This is a genomic window from Parapedobacter sp. GCM10030251 (genome assembly GCF_042666505.1).
Taxonomy (GTDB): Bacteria; Bacteroidota; Bacteroidia; order Sphingobacteriales; family Sphingobacteriaceae; genus Parapedobacter.
This window is the reverse complement of record NZ_JBHTDN010000022.1, coordinates 1-19,541: the sequence shown is the minus strand read 5'-3', so window position 1 is coordinate 19,541 and position 19,541 is coordinate 1. Positions and strand designations below refer to the sequence as shown.

16 protein-coding genes and 1 pseudogene are annotated in these 19,541 nt (G+C 46.5%); 15 read left to right on the top strand and 2 right to left on the bottom strand.

Annotation, left to right across the window (positions count from 1 at the left end; all coding sequences use genetic code 11):
- The 14 genes and pseudogenes from ACFQRK_RS23580 to ACFQRK_RS23515 form a co-directional block, all read left to right on the top strand.
- Window positions 1–176 (top strand): annotated as a pseudogene (locus tag ACFQRK_RS23580) (IS982 family transposase); the annotation flags it as partial.
- 257 nt (window positions 177–433) lie between these two features.
- The gene (locus ACFQRK_RS23575; RefSeq protein ID WP_379010867.1) at window positions 434–1,543 is read left to right on the top strand and encodes an efflux RND transporter periplasmic adaptor subunit; all 1,110 of its coding nucleotides are present in this window, start codon (window positions 434–436) and stop codon (window positions 1,541–1,543) included.
- An 18-nt stretch (window positions 1,544–1,561) separates the two neighbouring features.
- Window positions 1,562–4,765, top strand: a complete 3,204-nt coding sequence (locus tag ACFQRK_RS23570; RefSeq protein WP_379010866.1) for an efflux RND transporter permease subunit — start codon at window positions 1,562–1,564, stop codon at window positions 4,763–4,765.
- Window positions 4,762–7,797 (top strand): efflux RND transporter permease subunit, encoded by a 3,036-nt coding sequence (locus ACFQRK_RS23565; protein WP_379010864.1) that lies wholly within the window; start codon window positions 4,762–4,764, stop codon window positions 7,795–7,797. The genes ACFQRK_RS23570 and ACFQRK_RS23565 overlap by 4 nt, the downstream gene beginning before the upstream one ends.
- A gap of 20 nt (window positions 7,798–7,817) precedes the next feature.
- A complete protein-coding gene (locus ACFQRK_RS23560; protein ID WP_379010862.1) occupies window positions 7,818–9,296 on the top strand; it encodes a TolC family protein in 1,479 nt (492 codons plus the stop codon).
- A 23-nt stretch (window positions 9,297–9,319) separates the two neighbouring features.
- Window positions 9,320–9,685 carry a LytR/AlgR family response regulator transcription factor gene (locus ACFQRK_RS23555; protein WP_379010860.1) on the top strand — a complete coding sequence of 122 codons (366 nt, stop codon included), beginning with the start codon at window positions 9,320–9,322 and terminating at the stop codon, window positions 9,683–9,685.
- A 159-nt stretch (window positions 9,686–9,844) separates the two neighbouring features.
- The gene (locus ACFQRK_RS23550) at window positions 9,845–10,228 is read left to right on the top strand and encodes a hypothetical protein (RefSeq protein ID WP_379010858.1); all 384 of its coding nucleotides are present in this window, start codon (window positions 9,845–9,847) and stop codon (window positions 10,226–10,228) included.
- A gap of 58 nt (window positions 10,229–10,286) precedes the next feature.
- Complete coding sequence (locus ACFQRK_RS23545; RefSeq protein WP_379010856.1) at window positions 10,287–11,480, top strand: 6-bladed beta-propeller; 1,194 nt, start codon at window positions 10,287–10,289, stop codon at window positions 11,478–11,480.
- A gap of 524 nt (window positions 11,481–12,004) precedes the next feature.
- Window positions 12,005–13,126, top strand: coding sequence for a hypothetical protein (locus ACFQRK_RS23540; protein ID WP_379010855.1), 1,122 nt, complete (start codon window positions 12,005–12,007; stop codon window positions 13,124–13,126).
- Between the two features lie 31 nt (window positions 13,127–13,157).
- A complete protein-coding gene (locus ACFQRK_RS23535) occupies window positions 13,158–13,559 on the top strand; it encodes a GtrA family protein (RefSeq protein ID WP_379010853.1) in 402 nt (133 codons plus the stop codon).
- Window positions 13,559–14,551: a glycosyltransferase family 2 protein gene (locus tag ACFQRK_RS23530; RefSeq protein ID WP_379010852.1), complete on the top strand. Its 993-nt coding sequence runs from the start codon at window positions 13,559–13,561 to the stop codon at window positions 14,549–14,551. The genes ACFQRK_RS23535 and ACFQRK_RS23530 overlap by 1 nt, the downstream gene beginning before the upstream one ends.
- Window positions 14,552–14,722: 171 nt before the next feature.
- On the top strand, window positions 14,723–15,103 hold the full coding sequence (locus tag ACFQRK_RS23525) for a hypothetical protein (RefSeq protein ID WP_379010851.1): 381 nt from the start codon (window positions 14,723–14,725) through the stop codon (window positions 15,101–15,103).
- A gap of 147 nt (window positions 15,104–15,250) precedes the next feature.
- The gene (locus tag ACFQRK_RS23520) at window positions 15,251–16,492 is read left to right on the top strand and encodes a 6-bladed beta-propeller (protein WP_379010849.1); all 1,242 of its coding nucleotides are present in this window, start codon (window positions 15,251–15,253) and stop codon (window positions 16,490–16,492) included.
- Window positions 16,493–16,495: 3 nt separating this feature from the next.
- Window positions 16,496–16,909: a DUF1573 domain-containing protein gene (locus ACFQRK_RS23515; protein WP_379010847.1), complete on the top strand. Its 414-nt coding sequence runs from the start codon at window positions 16,496–16,498 to the stop codon at window positions 16,907–16,909.
- A 32-nt stretch (window positions 16,910–16,941) separates the two neighbouring features.
- Here ACFQRK_RS23515 and ACFQRK_RS23510 read toward each other — a convergent pair whose 3' ends face one another.
- Entirely contained in the window at window positions 16,942–17,400 is a 459-nt protein-coding gene (locus ACFQRK_RS23510; protein ID WP_379010846.1) for an integrase core domain-containing protein, read from the bottom strand.
- Between the two features lie 35 nt (window positions 17,401–17,435).
- Between ACFQRK_RS23510 and ACFQRK_RS23505 the strand changes: the two genes are divergently transcribed.
- Window positions 17,436–19,019: an ISL3 family transposase gene (locus ACFQRK_RS23505; RefSeq protein ID WP_379010845.1), complete on the top strand. Its 1,584-nt coding sequence runs from the start codon at window positions 17,436–17,438 to the stop codon at window positions 19,017–19,019.
- Window positions 19,020–19,044: 25 nt separating this feature from the next.
- On the opposite strand, the gene ACFQRK_RS23500 is transcribed toward ACFQRK_RS23505, so the two are convergent.
- Window positions 19,045–19,541 (bottom strand): IS3 family transposase (locus ACFQRK_RS23500; RefSeq protein WP_379010842.1); only part of this gene is annotated, 497 nt, incomplete at its 5' end.

The window sequence follows — 19,541 nt, the reverse complement described above, 5'->3', positions numbered from 1 at the left end:
AAACCCTGTTCTCCCAGCTCTGTGACCAGCTCATGCTCAAAAGGAACTATGCCAAGACACTCGATGGCCTGTTCACAAGGCTCTGCGCAAAGATCTCAGCAGTGGCGGTATTGCAGTACACGAACTTCTTAAACAACAGAAATATTAACAGGTTGAAACATGCACTCGCTGTTTAAACCGCACAACGGGTTAATACAATCAAAAAGTATTTAGGCGACGAATGGGGTCTTTCCAACGAAATCCTATTCGAATGAGGATTTTAAAAGTAATGAAATTGAAAATTTCAGGTAGGATTTTTAGATATACTTTGCAACATTCTTTTTATAAAGAATTTAAATGTCTTTTTATATTTGGAAAAATGCATGCTAATGTCGCCTTTATGTCAATGATGCATTTTCCTAATTATAAACGAAAAACATTAACTAATCAAATTGTGAACCATTTTCAGTTCTCTTTGTTCTCCATGCTTAAAATATTCGTCAGCCTGCTATGGTGCATTATCATTATTTCCTGTAGGCAATCTCCTTCGGTTGAGGATTCGCCGCAATCATCTGAAATACTTGTTCAGACAGATGATCAACCCACAGAAGTTGAAGCAACCACGCTGACTAAGACATCATTCCATCAGGAATTAATTGCCAATGGCAAACTAAATGCAATCCGTAGGGCAGATTTGAAATTCCGTTCGGATGGTATAATTGAGCACATCCATGTTGCTGAGGGCAATCGGATACAGGCTGGCCAATTATTGGCCGTGCTTAACGGCGAAACACTGCAACAAACACGAGAACAGATGATGTTGCATTACCGGAAAGCTGTGCTAGATTATGAGGATCAGCTATTGCGACAGGGCTTCAGGATTGCTGATACAGCCGCGCTCAGTGAGGAAGTAAAACAAATCGCACGTCTTCGTAGCGGATTGAGTGATGCTGAACTTGAACTCAGCAAGGTGGAGAAGGATCTTCAATATACGCGTTTGTATGCACCATTTGCCGGGAAACTAGCCAACCTGAAAGCTAAGGCACACAATTTGGCTTCAAGCGTAGACTATATCTGTACGTTGATCGATGATAGCGAATTCCATGTGGAGTTCGCTGTACTGGAGCAGGAACTTGATTTTGTGAGGCAAAGCGAGTCGGTACGTGTAACGGCATTCAGCGAAGGGAACACATCATATGCAGGCAAGATCGTAAGCATTAATCCTCAAGTAGATAAGGCAGGGATGGTGATGGTAAAGGCCGTCATCAGAAACCAGCGGGGTAAGCTGGTTGATGGTATGGGCGTGAATGTAACGATCTCACGAGACATCGGCGATCAACTCGTCGTACCCAAGGAGGCTGTGCTAGACCGCCAAGGCCGAAAAGTGGTGTTTACTGTTACCGATGAAGGTAGCGCTTATTGGAATTACGTGGAGATCGGTTATGAAAACAGCACCCATTATGCCATCAAAGATGGGTTGCAACCCGGCGACCGCGTGATTTTCTCGGGCAACTTCAACTTAGCACACAACAAGCCTATTGTGGTACAGCAGCGTACCCCATAGGGTTCAGGATCGCCGAATATGAAAAGGAATTCGACTACACCCTTCTCTTCCTTTAGCATCCTGGTTATTTCCCTCATGCTGGGCCTAGTGGGTTTGGTACTCATCCCCCAACTTTCCATCCAATTGATACCCAGTCGGAGTTATGCTTCCGTCACTGTACACTGTTCCATGCTTGAGGCTTCTCCAGAAGTTGTAGATATGGAGCTTACGAATCCGATTGAGCGCACACTTGCGCGTCTTCATGGTGTACAACGTATCCGGTCTACATCCGGGCAGGGGGCAGCCAATGTACACGTAGCGTTAGACAAGTGGACGGACCCGGCGAAGTTCCGTTTTGAGGCGGCTACAGTACTCCGTCAACTGTATCCACAATTACCTGCTACAGCATCCTATCCGACCGTTTATTTAAATCGCCCAACAGCTGGCTACGAATTTGGTAGCGATATCATCGGCTATACGCTAGGCGGCCCCGGAACGGCAGATGGCATCGCCCAGTTGGCCGAGCAGCGCATCCGGTCAGTATTGGCTGAGATCAAAGGCATTCATCGCGTAAACATAACGGGGACACACCCGTCAAGAGTGGCCATCGATTTGGATTTAACACGGCTCCGGCAGCATAGTAGCGGGATAGCAGATTTTCAAAGACAATTGCAAGAAGGGCTTGCTGTGAGTGGGCTTGGCGTGGTACGGATTGGGAACGGAAAGGTGGATATGGCAATTGAACGTTGTATAGCCAGTATCCATGACCTCCACACGTTCCCCATAAAGGGTAGCGATGGCCACGTATTTTACCTGCCGGATGTCGCCACGGTAGACGTACGGCCTATGCCATCAACCTCGCATTATCGGATCAATGGGGAGGAGTTGGTGTACATCAACGTAGCTCCGGAGGAACACGTTAACAACATCGCGCTGGCCAAACGGATCCGCGCGGAGATGCAAGGTGTTGGCGATGAACTGATGAGCAGGGGATACCGGCTAGACATGATCTATGACAATACCGAATATATCCAGGAAGAGCTGGGAAAAATCTATTTGCGGACCGGCCTATCGATGGCCATTCTCCTGCTTTTTGTATTGCTCATTACCCGTAAGTGGCGTTACCTACTGATCGTCATTTTATCACTCGCCGTCAATGTTGCGGTGTCGCTCGTTTTCTATTACTTATTTAGGCTCGAGATCCATCTGTATTCCTTGGCAGGCATTACCATTTCGCTGGGGCTTATTATAGACAATGTGATCGTTATTGTGGAGGATATCCGGCATACGGGACGCAATCGGATATTCGCTGCGATTCTGGCGTCCACGCTGACGGCACTGGGCGCGTTGAGTGTTATCTTCTTGTTGGAGGAAAATGCGCGGGTCAACCTCTTGGACTTTGCCGTTGCCATCATCATCAACCTGTTGGTGTCGTTGCCCGTTGCTTACTTCTTCATTCCCGCATTGTTGGAGCGTTTGCCGGTAATGATTAAGCCCAACAGGTTGTTTTTCCGCCGAAAGCGCAGGCTCGTACGGTTCAGTCGGCTATATGCGCGGCAACTGGCCACCATGCTACGTTTCAGGTGGACATGCTTATTGATCATGTTACTGTGTTTTGGCTTACCGTTGTTTATGCTACCAGAAAAAATGGACGGCGAATCCCGGTGGGCTAAGGCATATAATGCCGTGTTCGGTAGTGAATTTTATAACCGGACATTGCGTGACAAGCTGAACAAGTATGCGGGCGGTACCTTATTCTTGTATGCAAACAATCAGATGGACAACCGAGGCGGTGGTGGGAGCAGTGAGGAACGTGTCCAACTCAACGTACAACTAACCATGCCCAATGGAGCCACGTTGGCGCAAATGGACGCCGTGGTAACTGAGTTTGAGGAGTTTCTCCGGCGGTTTACCGATGAGGTGGAACGTTTTACCGCCCACGTTTCCAATGCCAACAATGCTTTCATCAGTATCCGTTTCAACAAACGCTTTGAGGGCGCATTCCCGCATCGATTAAAGCACCTGTTGGAGGCCCGCGCCATCCAATCCGGTGCAGCGGATTTCAGCGTTTACGGCGTAGGCAGGGGGTTCAGCAATGCCATTGGCTTGGATAATTTCGATTCGACCATTGAATTGCGTGGATACCATTACGGGCAGTTGCAGACCATTGGCCTGCAGGTGCGCGATAGCCTGCTGCGTAATCCGCGTGTACAGGATATTGTGATAAGCACGCAAAGCCGATGGCAGCAACGCCGCTACGAGGAATTCATGGTAGGCATAGACAGGCCCGAATACTTGGCGTCTTACGGTATAGGGCGCCATGCAATGGGTACGGCATTGCAAGCCATTGACGAACGATCCACGCCGATAGGCATCATCAAAGCTACTCCGGGCGTGTTTACCCCGATTGCAGTATTTACTAACACCGACATGATAGCACCTTTGTGGTCAGTAATGAATGCACCCCTCCAGGTGAACGATTCTGCTATGATCCGTTTGAACGATGTATCTACTATAAAAAAGGTGCGTATGGGCGACGCCATAGTGCGTGAGAACCAGGAGTACCTCCTCAATGTACATTACCGGTTTGTCGGTCCATATCAGCTGAATAGCATCGTGCAGAAGCGCGTGGTAGACGATATCCGATCAACCCTGCCCTATGGTTATTCAGTGGAATTGCCCAGTGTGGCCGTATGGGGACTAGCAGATGGTGCCTACCCCCATCTATGGCTTATTGCACTGGTACTGCTGATCATTTACATCATCTGTGCAGTACTGCTTGAATCGTTCCGGCAGCCGTTTGCTGTGGTGCTCATGATTCCCTTCTCCTTCATTGGCGTTTTTTTGACCTTCCATTTTCTGGCGCTGCAGTTTGATCAGGGGGGGTATGCTTCCCTGCTTCTGCTCAGCGGTTTGGTAACGAACGCTGCGCTGTATATCATCAATGATTTCAATTACCTCCGATGGGGTAAGGCTGTCGCTACCTCTGCTAGCAGGAGGGTATTTATCCGCGCGTTCAATGCCAAAGCCATGCCCATCCTGATCACCACATTATCTGCCATCCTGAGTCTGCTTCCATTCATGATCAGTGGCGCTGAAAAGGGATTTTGGTTCACGCTTTCAGCGGGGACCATTGGAGGGCTGCTATTTTCCATCCTGGGCGCTTACCTGTTGCTTCCGCTTTGCCTACTGGAGCGAACGAAAGGGAGACAGCGAGAAAGTTCCGAACACCAGAAAATATGATCCGATTTTTAGTCCATAGACCCATTGCCGTATTAGTCAGCTTTTTTGCCTTGCTGCTGCTAGGCGTCACTGCGTACCTGTACCTGCCGACCTCGCTGTTGCCCAGGGCCGACATCCCTGAGGTGATTGTGCGGCTTTCGGGCGAAGCGCTTTCGGCAGAGGAAGTGGATCAGCAACTGGCCACGCCCATCCGCAACGCACTCCTGCAATTGCATGGGCTTGAACGGATCGAAAGCCGTGCATCTGAAGGAAGTGCGGTGATACGTGTCCGTTTTGAACCCGGTACGGATATCAGCATGCGTTTCATCGAGGTGAATGAGAAAGTGGATATGGCCATGAACGGCCTGCCCAGAGAAGCCCAACGACCAACGGTGGTGAAGATGGGCGGGGATGATATCCCGGTATTCCAGCTTAGCATTTTACCGGTTGATAGCCTAGCAACCCCTGCACAGTTGGCGGAGATAAGCTCCTTCGTGAATGAAACCATCCGCAGGCGTATCGAGCAGTTGGCGGAAGTGGCTATGGTGGATGCCACAGGCTTGATGCAGCCCCAGGTGCACATCGAACCGAAAGAGGGCTACCTGCAGAGCTTGGGTCTAGACGGCGAGGTATTGATGCGAGCCTTCCGCGAAAACAAGATCAGCCTGGGCAACATTCAAGTGGCCGATGGTCACTATCGGTACTATCTCAAATTCGCAGCCGATATTGCATCACTGGAAACCCTTAATACCACACCCGTGAATATCAACGGCCGGGTGTTCCGGTTGGGTGAACTGGCAACGGTAAAGCTTACACCCGCTGATGAAACCGGCGCGTTTTATAGCAATGGTAAACGTGCAATCAACCTTGATATTATTAAGCAGCCCTCAGCCCGGATGGAAGACCTCCAGCTTCATTTCAACGAGCTGCTTAGCCAGATGCGGCATGAATATCTCGATCTGGAATTCAAGGTGTCTCAAGACCAGACCGCTTTGCTTGACTATGCCATCGGGAACCTCCGGCAGGATTTGTGGCTTGGCGGCATATGTGCAGTCCTATTGATGCTGGTTTTCATCCGTAGGATAAAACCCGCGTTGCTTATCGGCATCACTATACCGGTTTCATTGCTTATTAGCCAACTTGGTTTTTACTTGCTGGGCATGTCCATCAACATCATTTCATTGGGTGGGCTTATTCTGGGACTGGGCATGATCATTGACAGCTCCATTGTGGTGATCGACAACATCAATCGACATCGCGATAGCGGACTCGGGGTGGCTGATGCGGCTATTCAGGGCACCAACGAGATTATCAAGCCCCTCATTACTTCGGTGCTAACTAATTGTGCTGTATTCATTCCGCTCATCTTCCTAAGTGGCTTGGCGGGCGCCATATTTTTTGACCAGGCGCTTTCTGTGATAGTAGGCGTGGTCTCCTCGCTCTTAGTATCCATGCTGCTGCTGCCTCCACTATACAGCCTGATCTATCCAGAACAGCAGGGAAGACAACATAAGGAGTTCGAGATTAAAGCGAATGTCAACGTTACAGGTTGGTATGAATGGGGCTTAAAAGCGGTTTTCCGCAGACCTTTCGCAATGTGCTTGATCGTAGTGGTCCTACTGGCAGGCAGCGCAGGTCTATACATGGCCTTGGATAAAGCGCGTCTACCCGAGGTCACCCGTAACGACTTCGAGGTTTTCATAGATTGGAACGAACCCGTCGATGTGGCTGAAAACTGGGATCGGGTCGAGCGGTTATTTAACGGCCTTGGCGATGGAGTCAGCACCTTTAATACTTGGGTAGGGGAACAGCAATTCGTGCTTGACCGTGGACAAAACCAAGGGCAAACACAAGCCAGTCTATACATCCAAACGGCTACAGAGACAGACTCCGAAACACTACGGCAACGGCTCCCTTTCTTGTTGGCATCGCTTTTTCCTGATGCTATGATGGAAATTGCTCCTGCAAAGAATGCATTCGAAGCGGTCTTTGCCGACCGCATTGCTGCACTGCAGCTGCAAATATCCGAAAGCGAACAGCGGGAGATGCCTCCGCCGGAAGAAACACTTCGGCTATTGGATTCCCTGCGCAAAGCACTCCCGCACGCCCGGATCAGTCCTGCGGCGCTCCATGACAAGGTGCTCATCCATATAGATCCGTTGAAGGCGGCTCGCTATGGCATTGCGCTCAGCGAGTTATCGGCGAGCATCCAATCGGTTTTTCGGCCAACACTAATCGACCATTTCCAAAGCGGGCAGGAAATGATTCCCATTTTGCTGGTACCGGGTACCGATAGTGATGTAAGCGGTATCCTGGCACGTTCGTTTATCCGTAAATCCGAAGATGCTGAAGTTTCGCTAGCGGCTTTAGTGGAGACGCAGCGCATCAACAGCTATCGGTACATCACGGCAGGGGCACAGGGGCGCTACTATCCGATAGCTATCCATACCGAAAGTGAAAGCCAAGACCTGGCAACCATCGGCGACCTTTTGCTGCGCGGTTTCCCAACGCTAGACACCGCCTTTAGCGGCGCTTACTTCGATAACCAAGCACTGATCGGGGAAATGACGCTGATCCTGTTGGTTGCGGTATTGTTGCTATATTTCATACTGGCCGCGCAGTTTGAATCGCTGCTGCAACCGTTATTCATCCTCGTGGAGTTGCCTATTGCCATATCCGGTGCATTACTCGCACTTTACCTGGCAGGCAATAGCATCAATTTGATGTCGCTGATCGGTATCGTGGTCATGTCTGGCTTAATCATCAACGACTCCATCCTGAAAATAGATGCCATCAATCGGTTGCGCAAACAAGGTATGCCACTTATGGAGGCCATCTATGAAGGCGGTCACAAACGGCTTAAGCCTATCGTAATGATTACGCTTACGAGTGTAGGTGCGCTGGCTCCTACATTGTTTATGGGTGATCTGGGGTCCGAACTGCAGCAACCGTTGGTACTTACGCTCATAGGCGGGATGGTGATCGGGCTGTTTATCAGCCTGTTTTTCGTGCCCTTGCTCTATTGGGCCGTTTATAGGAGAAGTGAGCTATGAGACAACAGACACTAAATTTAATGAAGCAACATATTCGATATTTCTTTACCGGGCTAACCGTCTTTGTCACCATGGACCATCTTTCAGCCCAGGAACGTACGATCACACTTGGCGAAGCTGTGCGGTTGGCACAACGGCAGTCCTTTGAGTATAAGGTGGCGCTCAATAGCTACCAGAGCAGCGTGTGGAGCTACCGGAATTACGAAGCCTCATTCAGGCCCATGCTATACCTGGATGGTACGATTCCCAACTACAGTAGGGCGATCAACAAAATCACGTTACCGACAGGCGAGGATGCCTTTGTGCAACAAAACCAGGCCTATAGCACACTAAACCTTGGCATCCGGCAAAATGTGGGACTAACGGGCGGTGTAGTATCCATTAGCTCGTCGCTTAACCGCATCGATGTATTCGGCAACGACCGGCAGATCATCTATTCATCCATTCCGGCGTCCATCTCCTACTCGCAGAATACGATCGGATACAACCCATTCAAATGGCGGAAGATAATAGAACCGTTGCGGTTCGAGTCGGCCGATCGGACTTTCATAACCCGGATGGAAGAAATAGGTGGGCAGACCGTGATCTATTATTTCGATATGCTAGCCGCTCACGCCCGGCAGGAACTCGCCCGACAGAATCTCGCCAAGGCTGACACCCTTTACGGGATAGCGCAAGAACGTTTTAAACTCGGCACGGTAGCGCAAAGCGACCTGCTACAGCTGCGCCTTAATGTGCTTAATGCACAGAACCAGGTAACGAAAGATAGTGTGGATGCCGTTCTGGCGCGCCAGCACTTTGCGCGTTATCTCTTGCTGCCGGATGAGCAAGGTTGGCAATTAACCGTACCAGACAATGTGCTGTTCATGGATATCAATGTTGACCAAACCCTTGCCCATGCCCGGGCAAACAGCAAGCAGGTGCTCGATTTCCGGTTGCAGCGGTTGGAGGCAGAGCAGCATATTGCGGAAGCTAGAGCAGAAAACAACCTGAAATTTAACGTGCAGGCCAATTTCGGACTTTCCAATACGGCACCCACGGTGCCAGCCTTGTTTAACCAGTTAGAAAACCAGCAGAACTTGTTGATCGGGTTCTCGCTTCCTATTTTGGATTGGGGATTGGCTAAAACCCAGCGGCTGCGTGCTGAGGCTAATTTGGCCATGGTGGAAAGCCAGATCGAACAAAGCGAGATGCAATTGGAGCAGGAGATTGCACTACACACCGCGCGGTGGAATCTCCATCGTCAACAGTTGACCGTCGCGTCGGAGACGCAGGAAATTGCTGAGCGTAATTACGGATTGGAGGTAGAGCGTTTTCTACGTGGTTCCATCGGCATCAATGACCTTAACATTGCGCAGACACAAAAAGATAATGCCACCAATGCCTATATAGACGTGGTGCGTACTTATTGGGAGTTGTATTACACGTTACGGCGGCTTACATTGTATGATTTTGAAAAGAACAAGAAAATTGTCTTCCAAATAGATACTATAAAATAATCACAGTTAAACTACAAACTGTTATGAAAGCACATGAAGAACACCGGTACTTTGTGAAAAACGCCAACCAGTTTTCGGTTGTCAAATGCGAAAATATTCTCTATTGCATAGCCGACAAGGGATATACTATTCTATACACCACTGAAGATGAGAAATACATGATAAGCAAATCGTTAACGAAGTTCTTGAGTGAAGTTCAATATCCTTATTTGATACGAATCAGCCAGTCTGTACTTGTAAATATTCAATACGTCAAGCATGTACACAATAAAGAGAAATGCGTTGTGCTTAAAAATGGCGAAAAACTGTATTATACGCTTAGCTATGGCGAACTGCAAGCACAGATCGTCAACCTGCACAATAATCGGAAACTTTCACAGGACGGCTAAAAAGTTCTGGCGAAATAATCAATAGTTTACCGGGAATACGGGATGGCAATGCTAGTTTGTTGGAAATGGGAGTTGGGTGGTTTGGAGTCTGACTTAGGATATAGTAATTTGGTAGCACATTTTATTCATTAGATTTTTTAACCGTTAAAATTTTAGGTTATGAAAAAGGGAAATTTTAAGATTGTACGAATTGCGGCGGCCGTTGTATTCGTGTTTGCGTTCTTGTTGAATATCCATACCAACTTGGATGGCGGAACAAGTTTGTTTGGACAACCATTGATTGCAGATGATACCGGTACTGGTTCAGGATCAGCGCCTGTTAAATGTGCAGTACTTCATCAAATAGAGAAACCTAAAACCGGTATCCCCCTAGGAAGATATTGTTGCAGACAGACAAACGATGGAGTAGTTGTTGAGGCTGAGCTAAAAAAATGTGAACATCGAGGTGTTTTTCAAAACCCCTTTGATGAATGTTCAGCTATTACGTGTACCAGCGGCTCTCCTTGTTACATCGGTGACTCAAATGGTGGTACTGGGACTTGATACTTGGAATTTAAAAATATCAGCTATATATTAAAGTTCAATTCAATTGATTCAATGAATGATGTTGTTAAAGATGTACGTAGTCGTTTCTGTTCTGATATTGTTTTGCTTATCAAGTTGTAACAACAATAATTCTGTTGACAAAAATGTTAAGGAAATAAAGTTTGATTTGGTTGATAAAGAGTTACGGCTCACCCATTTTGTTGACTCTATTCAGTATTTCAAGATAGCAGAACCTGAAGGGGTTTTTTTTTCGAATGAAGTTGATTTTATACTTTCTAGAAATTACATGTTAATTAATGACTGGGGAACTCAAAAATTGCATCTACTGACCATAAACGGTAAATACCTATGTGAAATCGGACAGATTGGCAGAGCAGAATTTGAATACGGTAGTTTGTCGGCATGTGCGCTTGACGAGGATGAAGAATTAGTGTTTGTGGTAGATAATTCCAGCCAAAGGCTTTTACAATATGATTTTTCGGGTAGTCACATTCGATCGATACCACTGAATGTCGTAGCGCCCTTATTTATTCGTGTATTAGAAAATAAGAAGCTTTTGCTTTTTACTCAGCCAGGGCCCCTTGACGAACTGTTAGACTATCCAAATATTTATGTGATTTCCTATGACGGACAAGAGTTCGTTAAAAAGCATTTAATTGCACCGAAGAAAAACAATCAGTATCGGGCAGCCAGCTTATTTCCAGCGGAGGAAGGATATGGTATCCATATGGATTGCAACGATACTATATTTTATTTCACGACCGATAAGGGCTATTTTCCGGGTTACGTAAAAAAGCACAAGCAGTTAAGACCCGTGGATAACCCTGGATTAAACGTCGATAGAAGGCCTTATCTGGATATTTTGCATCCTGTTGTTGAGTCTAGTAATTTTATTTTCTTTAACGCAGCGCTTGACCGGCGCTGGAAGGGATTGGTATATGATAAAGGGTCAGATGAATGTTTTAATTTGTCCTATAGGGGAGATTTCCTGAAAGGAAATTATATGGAGAACGATTATGATTTCGGTTACCCTTTTTGGCCAAACGGCCAAATAGACAAAAAAACGTTGTATCAACTGGTTGATCCAAAGGCTTTTTTAACTTATGCTAAACAAATTAGGGAGCAGAATTTTCAGGCTGCACATCGCAAAGAAGGTATGGATAGAAGGAAGGACGAGTTTGAACTTTTTACTGATTTGGTTGACGAAAATGATTTCAGGGTTTTAGTGATCGCTCATTTTAAATACTAACTAGAGCCGACCGCTCTAATTAATTAAAAAAGGGAATTTATCTTTATGGTGGAACGATGGAAATCTTCGATACGTCTAAACCTAAACCCAAAAGAACTGTGCTTTTCATTATTTTGGGTAGTCTATTTAGCGATTATTTAGATATGTGAAATTGTCAAAGTTGTTTTCTAAATTTAGTATATAACAAAGGCGACAACTGGGTAATATGATTCGGAAAGCAAATATTTGAGTACAGCAAGAAGCAATATCTTCACGAGTTCGTTTGCAAAACGTGAGATGAGGTATTGGTATTTCATCAATAAGGATAACAATGAGATGTCGGTCGGGAAGGCACATCCTGATTGTCATGACACACAAGATTGGAGTGAGTTTTAGAATGCTAGTTAAATCGATACGCGATGCGAAGTGCCAATGCATTACTATTAAGCTACCGATACCAACTTCTTCTTGTTATCGCAGGCATTATTGTACTATATCCAGTACTGTTCCACGGTTTTGCCCAACGGTCGGGCGATGATAACTGGATGCTCTATGAGAATCCGTTCGTCCGGAGCCTTCAGTGGGGCAATGTAACTTATTACTTCACCCATTTTTATACTGGCCAATATTCCCCAGTTAATACTCTTTACTATTCTGTTATTTACCGCTTCTTTAGTTTAGAGCCGTTTTGGTTCCATCTTTTCAGTCTAATATTGCACATATCCAATGCGGTGCTTGTATTCGTTTTCATCAAGCGCTTACTTAGCGTGCAAGACATCAGGCTCCCCCAAAAGTTGGTTGAGGATAATAAGGTTCATCTAATCGCCTTCGCTACGGCGTTGCTATTTGCAGTGCATCCTATACAGGTCGAATCCGTAGCTTGGATATCGGCTTCGAAGAATTTATTGTATACGTTTTTTTCCTTATTGGCACTCTTGCAATACATAAGCTATGCTTCTACGCGTAGGTGGTGGGCTTATTTGTTGGTATTGGTGCTTTATCTGTTGGCATTCGGAAGCAAAGAGCAAGCTGTAATCCTTCCTGTAAGCATGTTGCTGGTAGATTGGTATACGGGAAGGGATATGCATAAACGTGGTTATTGGTTATCTATGGTGCCTTTCTTTGCACTTGCGGTAGGTATGGGGGTAATTAGTCTACGGGCACAGGATGCTGGTTTTGCAGCGCGATTAGCCAATGAATATTATCCATTATGGCAGCGGCTTGTGCTAGCCTGCTATGCGTTTACTGAATATATTTTCAAGGGAATACTTCCGATCCGGCTTAACTACATGTATCCGTTCCCAATGAAACCGGGAGAGGCTATGCCACTTGCTTTCTGGTTTTATCCGATAGTGGTTCTTTGCATCGGTGCGCTGTTAGTCTACGCTTGGCGCAGCGGTTGGCGTAGTTTGTTCTTCGGTCTCGGTTTTCTGGCGGTCAATCTTGCCTTAGCCCTGCATGTTGTGCCATTAGCGAGAGGTGTGCTAGTGGCAGATCGGTATTTTTACTTGGGTAGTATCGGGTTGTTTTTCATTATTTCCAGATACCTGCTTGGCCAAGATAAACTATTAGTTTCACATATCAAGCTAGATACTCGCCTTTTAACGGGCATGTATGTGCTTTACATCGGTGTATTTGCTTGGCGATACGCAGAACAATGGACTTAATTTTAGATTAATAGAATGAGAGTATCGACCTATGTTGACAAAACTTACTAAGTATTATCTTTCCGGGCTTACTTGTTTTGGGATTGACTTCTTGGTGACCGGCATGGGAATTTTTTTGTTGGAACTACCTGAATATGTGTCGCACAGCATTGGTTGGTTGGTTGCCTCTGGTTGCAATTTTCAATTGAACAGAATATGGGTGTTTGAAGACCGAAGTAAGGTGCGATGGAAATTCAAGGCCTTCGTTGTGTTGGCGCTTTTTGCCTTGGTTGGTGGTACAGCACTTCTGTGGCTATTAAACCAAATAGCCGGACTTAATTTTTATTTTGCGAAGCTAAGTGCCATGCTCGCGATGTCCTTCGTGAATTACATGGTGGTTTCGAAGGTCATATTTGCTAATCGACGTCTAGCGGATTTTAAAGATATGTATTGATGAGCGATACGACAGACAATACTAAACTGGCTGTGGTTGTCCCTTGTCACAATGAGGAAGGTAACATCGCAGCGTGTTATGCTAGATTGCTACGTGTCGTGAGCCGGTATGATTATACCCTTTTGTTCGTGGACGATGGCAGTACTGACAATACGCTTTCAACGCTCAAGCAGCTTTCATGTGATAATCCCAAGGTGTATTATATCAGCCTATCCCGCAACTTTGGCCAGCAGATGGCTCTGAAAGCGGGTTATGACCATGTAGGATACGCGGACTGCGTGGTTTGTATGGATGCCGATTTGCAACACCCGCCCGAATCCATACCGGCGTTAGTAGACAGGTGGAAAGAAGGTTATGATGTAGTCAACGGTATCCGTGAAATATCCGGTGGTGCTCGATTGCCTCTTGGGAAGCGGGTGGCGTCAGGCTTGTTTTACCGTTTAATCAATCGGTTTACGGAACACACCATCATCCCCAATGCGCCTGATTTTCGCTTACTTGACAGGAAGGTGGTACAGGCGCTAGCCGGCTTTAATGAAAGTGGTCTTTACGTTAAAGCGCTTATTCCCTGGATGGGGTATAAACAGAGCAGTATATACTTTAACGTAGGTCAGCGATACCAGGGTAAAAGCCAGTATTCCACAATGCGGTTGTTATCACTGTCGCTTAGGGCATTTGTCTCTGGCAGCATAGCGCCACTTAGGTTAGCTACTGCAGTGGGTTGTGTGTTTGCAGCTTTGTCATTCTGCTACGGGTTCTATGCGGTGTACAAATACCTTTTCACCAATGACACCATCGCTGGTTGGACATCGATCATCGCCAGTATCCTCTTTATTTCGGGCATCCAATTCCTGCTGATGGGCGTGATGGGGGAATACCTTGGTCGTACCTTGTTGGAGGTCCGGGGTAGGCCGCCCTATCTTGTCCGGGAGGCAAATTGCGAAAATCTTCAGATAAAACACAATGAAGCGATGGTGAAACCGCATAAATAATGGATGACACATGGCAAATACTAAATAAGTTTCTGTAAATGCTAAACGGAGAGCCGATTGGCTTGTGAAAAATGCCTTAGCGTTGTACCTTTAATCAGATAATCAATACAATTTATAATTAAGAAAACGAATAACTACAAATAAGCTATTTTACAATTAACTATTACCATCATGGAAACAAGAGGAACAAAAGTAATGCGAATTACAGCAGCCGGTGTGTTCGTATTTGCATTTATGCTCAACATTCACACAAATTTCAGTGGCGAGACCAGCTTAATTGGGCAACAGTTGATCGGGCAAACAAGCGGAACAGGCACCGGAACTGGAACAGGATCGGGCACTGAACCGAAGAAGTGGGTGTTGGAAGACTCAGACTGTGAAACGGTTTGTTGTATCGCTGGATCGGGAATGGAAATTAGATATGAGTATGGGAGCGTTAAAGGTTGCTTTGAAGGTAATGATGACATCTGTTCGCCGGAGGGGAGTTGCTCCGCCTTATATGCTGCAAAGGAGAGACAGATTGAAGAATATTGTGAACAACTTTGCCCATGATTTTAAGTATCTGACGGTATAGCACTTCTATACTTTAGTGTTCTTTCTGACGGATCATTGACATTAAGGCATAACTTGCTTACCGTTATTAAACTATAATACCTAAAATAGGAGCAATTTTAATGATTTTTCAATAGCTTGGTTGCGATGGATAGAAATATGCTACGGCGGGCGTCGTTTGACATAATACGCCGCTTGGATTTGTTTGAATCTTATATGAAGCGTGTGGCGAGTCTTATTCCCTTCCTTTGGTTCGCCACCTCCTGCAGCGGTGATCGTAATCGAGTAGTATACGTAGAGAATGAAGATCACTACATTGTTGATATCGCGGCAATGGGGAAAGTGGATAACACTAGGGAGTTAATCGAAGAGATTGCTTTCATTCCGTTGGAAACGAACGAGCAGAGTTTGCTGGCTGATATCGATAAAGTCATATTTCATAGGAATAGATTTTACGTTCATGATAAAAAGTTTGCCAGTCTGAAGGTTTTTGGGGAAGATGGGAAATACATCCGATCCATCGGGAACATTGGCCGTGGCCCTGGCGAATTTACTACCCTGATGGATTTTATACTTGACCCTCAGGAAGATAAACTTTTGTTGCTCAGCAACAATGAAAAGGCGGTAATCGAATATGATCTGGAAGGTAAATACCTGCAAACAAGGCGAACCAACGTTTTTGCAAGTTCTTTTGCTAAGATTGGTGACAGCTACTATTACTTTATCAATCAAAACGATAATGATGTTTCTGGCCTGAATAACCTGATCGTTATGGATGAGAACAGCCGCGTTTTGGATAGACAATTCCCTTTTTCAAAAGCGTTTGATGTGATGCTACCTTCTCATTGTTTTTTATTGGAGAATGCTAGCGGAGCACTTTTCCACCCTACGCTTTCGGATACGGTATTCCAGTTGACAGCTGATCGGAAAGTCTATCCCAAATACGCCTTTGATTTTGGCGAAAAGGCGCTTCCGCAGATCATGCGTACAGCATATGAGGTATACAACACCAACGAAAAATATAAATATTCACGTTTGGGTAACCGGTTTGTGGAAACGGAAAATGTAGTTTCATTTAATTATTCGGATGGCCGCTTAATGATACCTTCCGCGTTTTGCAATAAGAGATCGGTTGATACCGTACAAGGACGAAAAGTGCTGAAACCGTTGAGACTTGACTTCCCGGTTTCTAATACACCGGTTTTGGGATTGATGGGAGACGATACATTTATAACTTATGTCAGGGCCGAATTTGCAGAATATGTGAGAAACGGTATAATGTCTAGCGAATTGCTTCATGAAAATTTCCCTGATTTGCATGCCTTGATTCCCGAATTGCAAATAGGAGACAATCCGGTATTAGTGACTTTCAAATTGAAACTTCCTTAACAAATGTTGTGCAGAATAACACCTAAATTGGCTTTGATAGTGGCATTGATGTGTTTTTCATGTCACCGATATGAAAACAAGGGCAAGGAAGGGTATACCTCTTCGGAACCGGCAAAAATTGAGATTCCCAAACCGGTAATCGATTTAGGCAGGGTGAAGAGCGGTGATTCTTTGATAGTTTCTTTTAAGATTATAAATACAGGTGATGTAACCTTTTCAATAGAGCAGGCTGTGCCTGACTGTAATTGTATGGGAAGCGATTGGGAACGCCGATTGATCCCGCCCTTGGATTCCACTTTTGTCACAGTCCGGTATGATACACAATTTCCGGGGTATTTTATGCAAAAGGTGACGTTGTATTCGAATGCAGAAGGTCCACCACGAGTATTGGTTTTTAGAGGAAAAGTCGAAATTTAATAGAGAAGCGGATATTGTAGTGTAATGCTCCCTCAGCTAGCTACATCCAAAACTAAAAAATTCCAATCAGATTTGTTGTTGTTGTCCTGTTGTAATGTGGGAAACTGGCGTCGGCCATTGAGTGTTGGGAGTTTTCCATATTTCAACAGGAATTCTATCGGCGTCAGGTTTCCTAATGCCGAATGCGGTCTTTCGTTGTTGTACATCCAGGCCCAGGCATTCGCATATTTCCGGATCGCCGACAAGTTATCGAACATATAACTATCCAGCACATCTTGCCGGAAAGTCCTATTGAAACGTTCGGCCAGACTGTTCTGAGTGGGTTTCCCGGGCTGAATAAACTCCCATTCTATGCTGTGTTCGCAACACCACTCCATCATCGCTGCAGACATGAATTCCGGCCCATTATCTGATCTGATCTTATCGGGCTTGCCCCGCCACTGTCTATTCCGATTTATTTGGTTCTGCCCCACTTTTGGTGCTGACGCCATACCTGACCCATTAAAACCTTCGTTTAAAAAGGCAGATGAATGCCGAAAAAATAATCTTGGATACGGAAGACCACTACCGTGTCGTATCGGTTGATAGGCTGCACGATTGTATCAATATCTATGTCGAAAGTGTCCAAGCGCAATGCCTATGCCCGAATTGCTGCCTTCCTGCCGGTAAAGTCCACAGTTACTATACCCGTCGATTTTCGGACCTACCCGCATTCGGCAGCCCCTGTACGCTGTTCCTGAAAGCCAGGAAATTCCGGTGCAGGACGGATGAATGTCCGGTAAAGATATTCACGGAACGTTTCGGCGACCACTTCAGTGCTTATAAGCGGAAGACAGATAGGCTAGAAAAGGCATTGTGTAATCTAGCCATACAGAACGGAGGCAGGCCCGGCGAGCGTTTGTGCAACCTGTTATCCATGCCGGCCAGCGATAACACATTATTGCGCCTGGTGCATTCCGCTCCGATGCCCGAATGCCCAAATGTAACTGAATTGGGGGTGGATGACTGGGCGATGAAGAAACGAGACCGCTATGGCAGCATCCTAGTCGACCTTTCGACCAACAAACCCATCGGATTATTGCCGGACCGGGAGGAAGATACGCTATCGGGATGGCTGAAAGCGCACCCGGGGATCCGGATCGTATCGCGTGACCGTTATGGAAACTACCGGCGTGCCGTGAGCTGCGGTGCCCCGCAGGCCATTCAGGTTGCCGACCGGTGGCACCTGCTTAAAAACCTTGGCGAGGCTGTCCGCAAAATGTTGGAGCGCGAACATGTGGCCATGCGCAAGGCCCGGGAAAGCCAGGCGGTATCGGCCGGTGCGCAGAAAGCCCGGATCCAAAGCCTCGCCTCACCCCGCCAGCATGAGAAGTTCAGGCAGGTGAAGGATATGCTGGCCCGGAACATTCCGGTCCGGGAAATCGCACGGGTGACTAAAATGAGCCGGATAACCATCAGGAAATACCGGAACTGCGATGAATTGCCGCGCAGACATTGCACGCTCAGTTCGGGGCTGGGGAAGCATCTGGAATTCATCAGTGAAAGATTGGCAGCCGAGCCAGACCTGCAGTTGAAGCAACTGCTTGCTGAATTGCAGACGCGCGGTTATCGGGGCGCGTACAGTACATTATCGGATGGATTGGCCCAATTCGGACTCCGGTGCGGGAAAAAGCAACGAATGAAAAAGGTACTTCCGGCAGATGGCGCGTTCTGGCGGCCTTCCAAGGCCGTGACTTTATTCTTCCAGGATTCCGATAAATTATCTTCACCACAGCAGAAGCTCCTGGCGGACCTACGCAGTAAATCTATTCCTTTGGATAAAACCTTCGGGTTGGTCAGCGACTTCAGGCTTATGATGCTGAAAAAAAGAAGTAGCAGGGAGTTGGATGGATGGATTGACGCGGCGAACGACTCGGGCATCAGTGAAGTTGCGGGGTTTGCCAACGGGCTGTTACAGGATTACCAGGCGGTAAAAAATGCCTTCGATACCAAATGGAGCAATGGTCCCGTAGAAGGGAATGTGAACCGCCTGAAAACCATCAAAAGACAGATGTATGGCCGCGGCTCGCTTGATCTTTTAGAAAGAAGATTGATCCTTACTCCTTCTTAACCACCAAAAGTGGGGCAGAACCACTTTACATCGGTGCAGACACCGCCACTGGACCAGCTTCTCCAATTCCCCGGATCACCCTGTGGGACGGAAGGCTGGTATCCACCGTAATAGAAAGTGCTTCACGATTGAAATCATCAATCACGTTCAATGTCCGGATCGTCTTGCCACCCGATAGCGTATCGTGCATGAAATCCAGGCTCCAGGTGATGTTCGGTCCGATTGGACATAGCAAAGGAGCCTTCACGCGCGCCGGCAAACGCTTTTTCCGTTTATTCCGCAAGTTCAGTCTCATAGCAGTATAAATACGGTAAACCCGCTTATGATTCCACATATAATTCAACTTTCGCAACCGGTGGTACATCATTCTGAAACCCCATGTGCGGTGAAGATCCGCTAAGACCGACAATTGTTCAATCACCTCGCTGTCATCACTGCGCTTGGCACGGTAATAATAAACTGAGGTGCTGATACAAAACAACATACAGGCCTGACGAAGGCTTAACTTAAACTCCTCACGGG

What these genes read in the sequence shown, in the direction of transcription:
- ACFQRK_RS23550 (WP_379010858.1), top strand. Translation starts at nt 9,845, where the DNA reads ATGAAAAAGGGAAATTTTAAGATTGTACGAATTGCGGCGGCCGTTGTA.
- ACFQRK_RS23565 (WP_379010864.1), top strand. Translation starts at nt 4,762, where the DNA reads ATGATCCGATTTTTAGTCCATAGACCCATTGCCGTATTAGTCAGCTTT.
- ACFQRK_RS23545 (WP_379010856.1), top strand. Translation starts at nt 10,287, where the DNA reads ATGATGTTGTTAAAGATGTACGTAGTCGTTTCTGTTCTGATATTGTTT.
- ACFQRK_RS23530 (WP_379010852.1), top strand. Translation starts at nt 13,559, where the DNA reads ATGAGCGATACGACAGACAATACTAAACTGGCTGTGGTTGTCCCTTGT.
- ACFQRK_RS23515 (WP_379010847.1), top strand. Translation starts at nt 16,496, where the DNA reads ATGTTGTGCAGAATAACACCTAAATTGGCTTTGATAGTGGCATTGATG.
- ACFQRK_RS23510 (WP_379010846.1), bottom strand. Translation starts at nt 17,400, where the DNA reads ATGGCGTCAGCACCAAAAGTGGGGCAGAACCAAATAAATCGGAATAGA.
- ACFQRK_RS23555 (WP_379010860.1), top strand. Translation starts at nt 9,320, where the DNA reads ATGAAAGCACATGAAGAACACCGGTACTTTGTGAAAAACGCCAACCAG.
- ACFQRK_RS23505 (WP_379010845.1), top strand. Translation starts at nt 17,436, where the DNA reads ATGAATGCCGAAAAAATAATCTTGGATACGGAAGACCACTACCGTGTC.
- ACFQRK_RS23540 (WP_379010855.1), top strand. Translation starts at nt 12,005, where the DNA reads ATGCTCTATGAGAATCCGTTCGTCCGGAGCCTTCAGTGGGGCAATGTA.
- ACFQRK_RS23535 (WP_379010853.1), top strand. Translation starts at nt 13,158, where the DNA reads ATGTTGACAAAACTTACTAAGTATTATCTTTCCGGGCTTACTTGTTTT.
- ACFQRK_RS23520 (WP_379010849.1), top strand. Translation starts at nt 15,251, where the DNA reads ATGGATAGAAATATGCTACGGCGGGCGTCGTTTGACATAATACGCCGC.
- ACFQRK_RS23525 (WP_379010851.1), top strand. Translation starts at nt 14,723, where the DNA reads ATGGAAACAAGAGGAACAAAAGTAATGCGAATTACAGCAGCCGGTGTG.
- ACFQRK_RS23570 (WP_379010866.1), top strand. Translation starts at nt 1,562, where the DNA reads ATGAAAAGGAATTCGACTACACCCTTCTCTTCCTTTAGCATCCTGGTT.
- ACFQRK_RS23560 (WP_379010862.1), top strand. Translation starts at nt 7,818, where the DNA reads ATGAAGCAACATATTCGATATTTCTTTACCGGGCTAACCGTCTTTGTC.